Origin of the sequence: Streptomyces sp. NPDC050448 (assembly GCF_040655295.1) — a bacterium.
GTDB lineage: Bacteria > Actinomycetota > Actinomycetes > Streptomycetales > Streptomycetaceae > Streptomyces.
In genome coordinates this window covers 46,592-56,126 of record NZ_JBFAJR010000045.1, presented here as the reverse complement: position 1 = coordinate 56,126, position 9,535 = coordinate 46,592, and the positions used below count along the sequence as shown (strand labels likewise).

The following is a 9,535-nucleotide window of genomic DNA, read 5'->3' as shown; positions in this document are numbered from 1 at the left end:
CGCGGGCCTACTCGGAGACCTTCAAGGGATCATGCGGGAAGGTACGCCCTCCGCGTGCCTTCCCGGAACCGATCCACAGGTCCTGAGCATTGCTCGGCCACGGGCGGCGTTACGCAAAGTGACTGTGAGCGAGGGGTGGCCTTGCGCCAAGGCGTGGGGGACCCGTGGCAACTTGTGCGGTGCTTCGGGGACGCTAGCCGGAAGAGCCTTCCTGAGCTTCGCGGTTGCGGTAGAAGTGCGGGACGCCGAGAAGTCGGTGTGGCGAACGCCTAACGGCCCTCGATGGAGCGGGATCGAGGAGGACACAGCCGGATGGAAACGGATAGATATGTCCGGTCCTTCGGCATTTTCGCAGGTGAGACGCGTCACTGAAATGGGTTCGAGTCCCACCCGCCCCACCACCGCTCGATGGAGCAGAAACGTTCTGACCAGCGTCTTAGCTGGCAGGGCCGGAAGCTCCGGGTCCTGACGGCTCCTGCTGATCAAGGTTTCATGGTCGACAGGACGCCCTGTGGACGTCGATGTCCGTCATGTCGGACGCAGTCCAAATGACCTGAAGTGCGGCCCGGTTGAGGCAAGTCTCAACTGCGGGATCAGGTCCGCTGTGCGAGCAGGGCGGTTTGGCCGCCAGATGCCCGAGTTGGACCCTGCGGTCGGGTGGGTCGGGGCTGATCTTCCCCTGATTGACCCTGATCTCGAACGCGCCGCTGGTGGCGGTCGCACATCTGAAGCAAGCAGGCCCCGTCTTCAGCAGCAGCGGGATTTTCCTCCCCTGCCGCGATGAATGTTGGCGATGTATCGTGGATGCATACATTGCCCTCAAGGAGGTGATTGCTGTGTCGGTGACCCAGATTGATCTCGATGACGAGGCGCTCGCTGAGGCCATGCGGTTGATGGGCGTCACGACGAAGAAGGAGACGGTCAACGCGGCCTTGAAGGACTACGTGAACCGGGTGCGGCGGCTGGAGGCCGCGGAGAGGCTGGCTGCCCGCGGGGCGCGGGGCGAGTTTGAGCAGGCCGCTGCCGCATACGACGCTGCGAAGCAGGCGCGGCGGGCGGCCTTCGAGTGATCTCCTACCTGCTCGACACCTCTGCGCTGTGGCATCTGTTTCGTACTCCGGGGGCGCTGCAGCCTTGGGAGGTGCATATCGCCGCGGGGGTGTTCCGTGTCTGCGAGCCCACGAGGACCGAGTTCCTGTACTCGGCCACCAGCCCGCCCCACAGGGATGAGCTGGCCGAGGAGTTGGATGCGTTGTGTCCACTGTCCGCGGTGCCGAAGAACGCGTGGCGCTGGGTGGACACTGCCCAGTACAGGCTCACCCAGCGCGGCCAGCACCGTGCCGCCGGGCCGATCGACCTGTTGGTGTGCGCGACCGCGGTCCACCACGGCCACACTGTGCTCCACGTGGACAACGACTTCGCAGCCGTGGCGAGTGTCCTCAAGGATGTGCAGCAGCGGGACATCCGCACCTGAGCCGGACGCGGGCACTGCGCACTCCTCATCAGATCAGAAGACATGGCCATCGCCTCGCCGTGCAGAAATCGGAGGCGGGAACTCTGGTCGAGGTTCTGGCCTGGACCACTACCAGGTCCGCACCTGGACCGCCTGGCACCGACACATCCCCCTGGCCGTGCTCGCTCTCGCGATCCTGGCGGCGGCCGTCGACGACGTGAGGTCAACCCGACCCGCGGACCCGAATCGGCCCGCCCGAAGCAGTGAGCCGGTCGACCTCATCATCCCGGAGATCCGCCGCTTGATCGGCGCAGTGTTCAGCCCGCCGATCACGTCCCTGGACGTGCTCCTGCAATGCCTTCCGGGCCTGCCGCGTGGGCAGACGTCACTCCAGGCCCGTGGCCTCGAGGTGGGCAAGGAAGGCCGTGACGAGCCGAGGGCGCGTGACCTCGGGGACCGGAGCGTCCTGCACCTGTCCCTCGCAGGCCTTGCGGGCAACGGCGGAGCGGTGGTAAGCACCGTCACCTCCTGATCGATCGAAGGATTCACTGATGACGAAAATGCTGGTGCGCATCCGGCCTTCGCTGATCGCGCTGCCATTCCATCGCGTGTTCACCAGGCCACTGGTGGAGATCGACGGCATCGAGCGGGAAGCGGCGTGGGGAACGACGGAAGTCCCCATTGAGGCGGGGGCGCATCGTCTGGCGGTGTACTTCCGCTATCGCGGACAGCGGACGGCCCGGTTGGGCGTGGGGCGCGAGGAGTTCACGGTGGACGGTTCGATGCCTGAACTCCGAGTGACCGCACGGCTCGGCCCGCGCAACGGGAGCAGCTTCCGCGTGGTCATCGGCTGACGGGAGCGAATCGCCGCCCATCCGGCGGTCGGCGTTGCGAGTCCCGTCCGAAACCGCTGCGGGCCGCAGGCGAAGGAGCCTTCTCGCCTGCGGCTTTGGCGTTTCGGGGCTAGAAGTTCTCCGTTTCGTCCGCCAAGTGGTGCAGTACGTCGTTCAGGTCCTGGCGCCGGGCGTAGGCCGCGCGTTGGCGGTGGGCGCCCGAGCCGTCGCGCAAGAGGCCTCCCAGGGTTTTGGCCGCGTGGTCGAGCTCGCCCGCCGCCGCAAGTTCCGGGGCGGCCAGGTCCAGCAGGGCCTCCGCCAGGTCCGCCGCCGGGAGTTCCGCCCCCGTGTACGGGTCGAGGCCGAAGCCCTCCAGTCCGTCGTGGGCCGCCCGCCAGCGCGCGAGGCGCAGTACGTCGTCCCGCAGCGCCGGTTCGGGTCGCTGCTCCGCGATGTCCCGCAGGATGGTGGCCACCAGGGCGCGGACCAGCTCGGCCTGGAGGATCGCCGTGTCGATGTCCGGGGACATGTCGGGCGCCCGGATCTCGAGCGTCGGCCAGTGCCCGGACGGGCGGAGGTCCCAATAGACCATCTTCGTGTCCAGGGCCGCCCCGGAACCGAGCAGGGTCTGCACCGAGCGCCGGAAGTGGGCCGTGGACGTGAAGTGCGGGGGCAGGCCCGCCGAGGGCCAGCCCGACCAGGCCATCGCCCGCCAGCTGGCGTGACCCGTGTCACGGCCGCCCCAGAAGGGCGAGTTGGCGGCCAGCGCGATCAGCGTGGGCAGCCACGGTCTGACCCGGTTCGACACTGCCACCGCCGTGTCCACGTCGAGGGTGCCGATGTGGATGTGGCGGCCGCAGCTGACCAGGGTGTCGGTGAGCGCGCCGAAACGGCGGTGCTGCTCGCGCTGGCGCGGCTCGTCGTCGGTCAGGTGCAGCGGCCCCTGCACGGCCACGACCGGCGAGGGCGCGGCCAGCAGCCGGCAGCCGTGGGCGCGGGCCGCCCGGGCGAGGGTGCGCCGCAGGGTGGCGAGCTCCTCGCGCAGCACGGGCGCCGAATCGGCGACCGGGGTGGAGATCTCCACCTGGTAGCGGGTGCCCTCGGGGTGTACCTCGTGGGGCAGGCCCGCGGCGGTGGCCAGGACGAGCGGGGCGGCCGGGACCACCCGGAAGGTGCGGGCGTCGACGAGGAGGAACTCCTCCTCGACACCGACGGTCAGCTGGGCCGTGAGAGGGGTGGCGTGGACTCCGTTGTCCTCGCTGCCGGTGCTCGTGGTGCTGTTGCCAGGTTCGATCACTACGCCTCCCTGGACATACGAGTCTTTCATCATGAGCTGAACACGAGGAGGGGAGCGCACGTCGATTCAGTCAAATGTCCGGTGACTGTGGCGAGTTACCGGCAAGGACCGGCTCTGTCTGAGACCGCGGATCCGGGTGGGGCGACTGGTGCGGGTGCGTGAACCGGCCGAATCGGCCCCGGGCCGCCGACCGGCCGCCGGTTATCATCCGCTGTGACCGGTACGAGTACACCCACCCGACGCCCGACGCGGATATTCGCCGACCTGACCCCGCTGCGCACGTCGCCGGACTACCGGCGGCTGTGGGTCGGCGGCACCATCTCCTGGATGGGCCAGGCGATGACCGCCCTCGCGATCTCGCTCCAGGTCTACGACATCACCCGGTCCAGCTTCTCCGTCGGGCTCGTCGGACTCTTCTCCCTCGTCCCGCTCGTCGTCTTCGGGCTCTACGGCGGGGCCATCGCCGACACCGTGGATCGGCGCAAGCTCGGCCTGTACAGCTCCCTCGGCCTGACGGCCCTGTCGATCGCGCTGGCCGGCGCCGCGCTGCTCGACTACCACCGGCTCTGGCTGCTGTACTCGGTCGTCGCGCTCCAGGCGGTCTGCGGCGCCCTCAACGGGCCCGCCCGGTCGGCCATGATCCCGCGGCTGCTGCCGGCCGAGCAGCTGCCCGCCGCCAACGCGCTGAACTCGGTCACGATGACCTCCGGGACGATGATCGGCCCGGTGCTCGGCGGGCTCGCCGTCGGCTGGTGGGGCTATCAGGCCGCGTACCTGATCGACGCCGTCACGTTCTGCGCCGCGCTCTACGCGGTGTGGCGGCTGCCGGCGATGCTCCCCGAGCGGGAGAGCGGCAAGCGGGGACGGGCCTCCGTACTGGACGGGCTCCGCTTCCTCGGCACCCGGCCGAACATCCGGATGACCTTCTTCTCCGACATGGCCGCCATGGTGCTGGCCCAGCCGAAGGCGCTGTTCCCGGCCATCGCCGTGCTCTGGTACGGCGGCGACGCCAAGACCGTCGGCCTGCTGGTGGCCGCGCCCGCCGTCGGGGCGCTGCTCGGCGGGCTCTTCTCCGGCTGGCAGGGCCGGATCCGCCGGCACGGGCTGGCGATCCTGATCTCCGTGGCCGCCTGGGGGCTGGCCATCGCCGTCTTCGGACTCACCCGGAACCTGTGGCTCGGGCTTTTCTTCCTGGCCCTGGCCGGCTGCGCCGACACCATCTCCATGGTGTTCCGCTCCACGATGATGCAGGCCGCGACCCCGGACGAGATGCGCGGCCGCCTCCAGGGCGTCTTCATCGTGGTCGTCGCGGGCGGGCCCCGGCTCGGGGACTTCCTCGCCGGGACCGTCGCCGACCTCACCTCCCCGACCGTGGCCGTCACGGGCGGCGGGCTCGGGTGCGTCCTGGTGCTGGCCCTGCTCGCGGCGCGCTGGCACGGGTTCGCCCGGTACGACGCGAGGTCGCCGCAGGCGTGAGGACGACCCGATGCGGCCCGGGCGTGACGCGTGGCGGCCCGGGCGTGGCGCGTGGCGCCCCGGGAGCGCTCAGGCGTGGCGTCCCGGGACCGCTCAGGCGTCGACCGGTTCCCGGGTGCGCTCGCCGCCCGCATCGCCCGTGTTGACCGTGCCGGCCGGCTCGAACAGCAGGATCGAGACCTCCTCGTCCGCCGCCGGGCAGTGCTCGACCCCGCGCGGGACGACGTACAGCTCGCCGGGGCCGAGGACCACGTCCCCCTCGCGGAGGCGGATCGTGAGGGTCCCGCTGACGACGAGGAACAGCTCGTCGGTGTCCTCGTGGGTGTGCCAGACGAACTCGCCCTGGAGCTTGGCGGCCTTGACCTCGTAGTCGTTGATCCGGGCGATGCGGCGCGGGGCCCACTGCTCGTCGAACGCGGACAGCTTCTGCGCGATGTTCACCGGGCGGGCGGGATGCGTCGGGTGCGTTGTCATGGGGAAAGGCTGCCGCAGCGGGGTGGGGCCGTCTTGTACGTTCCTGGCATGGCCGCGAACCATCCGCGCAGCACCGTCTCCGCCTGGCAGCCGTCGGTTGCCGGCATCGCCGAGGTCTTCCACGCCCGTTTCACCGACCACGCGTACCCGGCGCATGTACACGACACCTGGGCGCTGATGATCCTGGACGGCGGCCGCGTCGACTTCGCGCTGGACCGGGAGCGGCACGGCGTCGGGGTCTCGGACACCGTGGTCCTGCTGCCGCCCGGGGTCGTGCACGACGGGCGGACCGTCACCGAGGCCGGCTTCCGCAAGCGGGTGCTCTACCTCGACACCTCCGTCCTCCCGGAGCACCTGACCGGCGCCGCCGTCGACTCGCCGCTGCTGTTCGACCGCGCGCTGCGGGAGCGCGTCCACGGACTGCACCTCGCGCTGGGCTCGGTGCGCTCGCGGGCCGAGTCCTTCGAGGCGGAGTCGCGGCTGGCCTTCGTACGAGAGAGGCTGCGCATGCGGCTGGCCGGACGGGAGACCGCCCCCGGCGACGAGCCCGGCGCGGGACTCGCCGTACGGCTGCGCGAGCTGCTCGATGCGCGGGTCGTCGAGGGGATCGCCCTGGAGGAGGCAGCGGCGGCGCTGGGGCACGTCCATCCCACGCACCTGATCCGCAGCTTCCGGAAGGCGTACGGGCTGCCGCCGCACGCGTATCTGACCGGACGGCGGGTGGCCCGGGCGCGGCGGCTGTTGCTGGCCGGGATGCGGCCGGCCGCGGCGGCCACGGCGGCCGGGTTCTACGACCAGGCGCATCTGACACGGCACTTCGGGCGGTACGTGGGGATCAGCCCGGCACGGTTCGCCCGATCAGGGCGGGCGTGAACGGGAGTCTCCGGGGCGGTCGCCCCGCCGGCCGGAGCGGCTGCGGAGGACCGGTCCCACGCCTGCTCGCCGTACCTGTCGGTCGCCGGCTACTGCGATGCCCTCGACAAGACCACGGTCGACGGACGGCTGGTGGGCGGGATCTCCGGGCTCGCCCTCGCCCGGGACGGGACGGTCGCCGGCATCTCCGACCGGTCGGCGCTGTGCACGCCGGACGTGGAGCGCGGGGACACCCCGACGGCCGGGGCCACGGCCTGGCGGCCGCCGGCCGACGGCGGGGGCAAGGTCCTCGACTCCGAGGGGATCGTCGTCGACCGGGACGGCTCGTACCCGGTCACCGACCAGTTCGCGCCCGCCGTCCGGCGGTACGGCCGGGCGGGGGAGGTGCTGGGCACGCTGCCGGTGCCGGAGGCGTTCCGCCGGTCCCGGAGGGCCGCGCCACCGCGAACCCTGCCCGACGCTCGGGGGCGCCGTCCAAGCTGCCGCAGAACCATCCGCTGGTGGACAACGTGGAGGGGCTGGCGGTGACCGGGCGCGCCGCGGGCCGGGTGCGGTTGCCGCTGGTCAGCGATGACAACGAGCTGCCGCAGCAGGTGACGCGGCTGTATGCGGTGGACGTGCGGGTGCCGCAGCGGCGGTGCTGGGGCCGCCGCTGCCGGGGCGGGGGCGGGGTGGGAGCGGGCAGGCGGATTCAGGCGGGGCCGACCACGCCGCGCGAGACGCCGAGGGCGACGAGGTCCTGGGGGCGGATGCGGAGTTGGTCCGCCGTGGACGGAGCCTCGGACGGGGGGCGCTTCAGGATGGCCGCGGCCAGTTCGGGGGCGATCACCGAGAAGTAGCTGTCCGGCGTGACCCAGGTGTTCCCCGGCGCGGCCAGCGCAAGGGCTCCGCCCGAGCCCCCCTCGCCGATCAGGAGGGTGGTCACCGGGACCCCGGCCGCCGCGACCGCCGCGAAGGTGTCCGCGATGGCCGCTCCGGCGCCCGCGCCCTCCGCCGCGGCGTCGTTGGCCGCGCCGGGGGTGTCCACCAGGGTGAGTACGGGGATGCCGAGGCGGTCCGCGAGGCGGATCACGCGGGCGGCCGTACGGTAGCCCGCCGGGCGGGTCGCGGTGCCGCACTGGGCGGCGTACGCGACGGCCCGCCCCTCCCGCAGCCCGAATCCGCACAGCATCCCGGGGTCCGTGCCCCCCGCCCGGTCCCCGGAGAGGGGGAGGCGGAGCGCGAAGTACGCGTCCAGGTACGCCTCGGCGCGCGGCCGGTCCGGGTGGCGGGCCTGCTGCACGGCGTCCCAGCCGGTGGCCGGGGGCGGTACGTCCGAGAGCGCCGCCGGCGGCTCGACCGGCTCGGCGGAGCGGGGCGCGGCCAGGACGCGGAGCCAGTCGGCCAGGGTCGCGGGCAGCTCGGCGGCCGGGACCACCGCGTCGACCTGCCCGGCGGCGTACTGGCCCTCGGCGGTGTACGCCGCCGGGTCCGCGTCCGCCGGCCGGACCCGGGAGCCCGCGAAGCCGACCTGCGCACCCGGGAGCGCGAGCACGACGTCCGCCCCGGCGCCGAGCGTGGCCCAGCCGCCGCCGGTGGTGGGATCGCGGAGGACGGCGATCTGCGGGAGCCCGGCGGCCCGGGTCAGGACGGACTGGCGGGCCACGCGCTGGAGTTGGGTCAGCGCGAGCATGCCCTCCTGCATCCGGGAGCCGCCGGTGGCGATCAGGGACACGAGGGGGAGGCGGTGTTCGCGAGCGTACGTGTACGCGGCTTCGAGCCGGTCTCCGGTGCGTTCGCCGAGGGAGCCCCCGAGGAAGCCGAACTCGAAGGAGATCACGGCGGCTTGGCTGCCGCCGACGAGGGCGGTTCCGGTGACGACGGACTCCTGTTCGCCGGTCCGCGTCGCGGCGCGGGAGCGGGAGTCGTCGTAGCCGACCCAGGTGAGGGGGCCGTCGGGGGCCGACTCCCGGTGGGACGCGGGAAGTTCGGCGAAGCTGCCGGGGTCGGTCACGGAGGCGATGGCCGCGCGGGCCGAGAGGCGGGTCGTCGTCACGGGATCACCCTAGGGCGTCATGTCAGGCGGGGCAGGGGGAAGGCGATCTTCAGGGCGTAGGCCGCGACGAGGCCGTAGCCGAGGCGGAAGGTCCAGGCGCGGGCGGTGGGGGAGATCGTGCGGCCGGCGAAGGCGCCGACGGCGACGAGGGTCTGCTGCCAGAGGAGGGAGGCGGTGGCGACTCCGGTGAGGAAGGCGGCGGCGGTGGCGGGGGTGGTGAGGGCGGAGGCCTGGGCGGTGGTGAGGGCGGCGAAGTAGAGGGCGGTGGTGGGGTTCACGGCGGTCAGGCCGACGTACCGCCCGTACACCCTGACCGCCCCGGCCCCGGCCCCGGCTCCGGCCCGGGCCCTGGCCCGAGCCCCGGCTCCGGCCCCAGTCCACGGCTCGGCCCCGGTGCCCACCCCGGGCTCGGCCCCGGGCCCCGCCAGGGGGTCCGCTGCGGGGCGAGACTCGGGCTGGTCTGTGAGTTCGGGCCCTGCGGGCGGCAGTTCCCCACCCCGCCCCTTCCCGAAACCGGGGCTCCGCTCCAGGCCCCGCGCCTCAAGCGCCGGTGGGGCTGAGGGATCGGGGCTCCGCTCCAGGCCCCGCGGCTCGAACGCCGGTGGGGCTGAGGGGTCGGGGCTCCGCTCCAGGCCCCGCGGCTCGAACGCCGGTGGGGCTGAAGGGTCGGGGCCCTGCCCCAGGCTCCGTGCTTCAAGCGGCGGTGGGGCTGAGGGATCGGGGGCGCTTCGCCCCAGGCCCCGCGCCTCAAGCGCCGGCGGGGCTGAAAGGTTGGGGCTGTGTCTCGGGCCCGAGGGGGTGAAGTGGAGGCCGTGGGCGGCGATGCACAGGAGGATCGCCGCCGAGGCCAGGCGGATCCAGGCCTCGACCGGGGAGACGTGGGAGGCCACCCACGGGCCCAGCGCGGCGGCCAGGGCCGCGTAGCCGAGGTCGACCGTGGCGATGCCCGCCGCCGCGGCCATCGCCGTGCGGCGGCGCCGCATCGCCTCCTGGAGCAGCAGCACGCTCATCGCACCCATCGGCATCGCCACGCCCAGGCCCGCGACCGCGCCCGACAGGGCGGGGGAGAGAAGTTCGCTCATGGAGGGGAGGGT

Annotated in this window: 11 protein-coding genes; 7 read left to right on the top strand and 4 right to left on the bottom strand. The window is 72.8% G+C overall.

Features of this window, described 5'->3' with window-relative positions; genetic code table 11:
• Nucleotides 1-836 precede the first annotated feature (836 nt).
• The 4 genes from AB0I68_RS34535 (at nucleotide 837) to AB0I68_RS34520 (ending at nucleotide 2,307) form a co-directional block, all read left to right on the top strand.
• On the top strand, nucleotides 837-1,070 hold the full coding sequence (locus tag AB0I68_RS34535; RefSeq protein ID WP_363181351.1) for a type II toxin-antitoxin system VapB family antitoxin: 234 nt from the start codon (nucleotides 837-839) through the stop codon (nucleotides 1,068-1,070).
• Nucleotides 1,067-1,474, top strand: coding sequence for a PIN domain nuclease (locus AB0I68_RS34530; RefSeq protein ID WP_363181347.1), 408 nt, complete (start codon nucleotides 1,067-1,069; stop codon nucleotides 1,472-1,474). Before AB0I68_RS34535 ends, AB0I68_RS34530 begins: the two co-directional genes overlap by 4 nt.
• Nucleotides 1,475-1,631: 157 nt before the next feature.
• A complete protein-coding gene (locus tag AB0I68_RS34525; RefSeq protein WP_363181352.1) occupies nucleotides 1,632-1,985 on the top strand; it encodes a hypothetical protein in 354 nt (117 codons plus the stop codon).
• Between the two features lie 19 nt (nucleotides 1,986-2,004).
• Nucleotides 2,005-2,307, top strand: coding sequence for a hypothetical protein (locus AB0I68_RS34520; protein ID WP_363181346.1), 303 nt, complete (start codon nucleotides 2,005-2,007; stop codon nucleotides 2,305-2,307).
• Nucleotides 2,308-2,416: 109 nt separating this feature from the next.
• On the opposite strand, the gene AB0I68_RS34515 is transcribed toward AB0I68_RS34520, so the two are convergent.
• Entirely contained in the window at nucleotides 2,417-3,583 is a 1,167-nt protein-coding gene (locus AB0I68_RS34515) for a glutamate--cysteine ligase (protein ID WP_363181345.1), read from the bottom strand.
• Nucleotides 3,584-3,796: 213 nt separating this feature from the next.
• Between AB0I68_RS34515 and AB0I68_RS34510 the strand changes: the two genes are divergently transcribed.
• Nucleotides 3,797-5,059, top strand: coding sequence for an MFS transporter (locus AB0I68_RS34510; protein WP_363181344.1), 1,263 nt, complete (start codon nucleotides 3,797-3,799; stop codon nucleotides 5,057-5,059).
• 93 nt (nucleotides 5,060-5,152) lie between these two features.
• Here AB0I68_RS34510 and AB0I68_RS34505 read toward each other — a convergent pair whose 3' ends face one another.
• Nucleotides 5,153-5,533 carry a cupin domain-containing protein gene (locus AB0I68_RS34505; protein ID WP_363181343.1) on the bottom strand — a complete coding sequence of 127 codons (381 nt, stop codon included), beginning with the start codon at nucleotides 5,531-5,533 and terminating at the stop codon, nucleotides 5,153-5,155.
• Nucleotides 5,534-5,581: 48 nt separating this feature from the next.
• Here AB0I68_RS34505 and AB0I68_RS34500 point away from each other — a divergent pair, with 48 nt between their 5' ends.
• Nucleotides 5,582-6,406 carry a helix-turn-helix domain-containing protein gene (locus AB0I68_RS34500; RefSeq protein WP_363181342.1) on the top strand — a complete coding sequence of 275 codons (825 nt, stop codon included), beginning with the start codon at nucleotides 5,582-5,584 and terminating at the stop codon, nucleotides 6,404-6,406.
• A gap of 132 nt (nucleotides 6,407-6,538) precedes the next feature.
• Complete coding sequence (locus tag AB0I68_RS34495) at nucleotides 6,539-6,934, top strand: esterase-like activity of phytase family protein (RefSeq protein ID WP_363181341.1); 396 nt, start codon at nucleotides 6,539-6,541, stop codon at nucleotides 6,932-6,934.
• Between the two features lie 163 nt (nucleotides 6,935-7,097).
• Here the strand turns inward: AB0I68_RS34495 and AB0I68_RS34490 are convergent, their stop codons facing one another.
• Complete coding sequence (locus AB0I68_RS34490; protein ID WP_363181340.1) at nucleotides 7,098-8,441, bottom strand: carboxyl transferase domain-containing protein; 1,344 nt, start codon at nucleotides 8,439-8,441, stop codon at nucleotides 7,098-7,100.
• A 17-nt stretch (nucleotides 8,442-8,458) separates the two neighbouring features.
• Nucleotides 8,459-9,523, bottom strand: coding sequence for a hypothetical protein (locus tag AB0I68_RS34485; RefSeq protein ID WP_363181339.1), 1,065 nt, complete (start codon nucleotides 9,521-9,523; stop codon nucleotides 8,459-8,461).
• Nucleotides 9,524-9,535: the final 12 nt, after the last annotated feature.

Excerpts from the sequence above, each read along its gene's own strand:
- AB0I68_RS34520 (WP_363181346.1), top strand. The coding sequence starts at position 2,005 with ATGACGAAAATGCTGGTGCGCATCCGGCCTTCGCTGATCGCGCTGCCA.
- AB0I68_RS34500 (WP_363181342.1), top strand. The coding sequence starts at position 5,582 with ATGGCCGCGAACCATCCGCGCAGCACCGTCTCCGCCTGGCAGCCGTCG.
- AB0I68_RS34505 (WP_363181343.1), bottom strand. The coding sequence starts at position 5,533 with ATGACAACGCACCCGACGCATCCCGCCCGCCCGGTGAACATCGCGCAG.
- AB0I68_RS34485 (WP_363181339.1), bottom strand. The coding sequence starts at position 9,523 with ATGAGCGAACTTCTCTCCCCCGCCCTGTCGGGCGCGGTCGCGGGCCTG.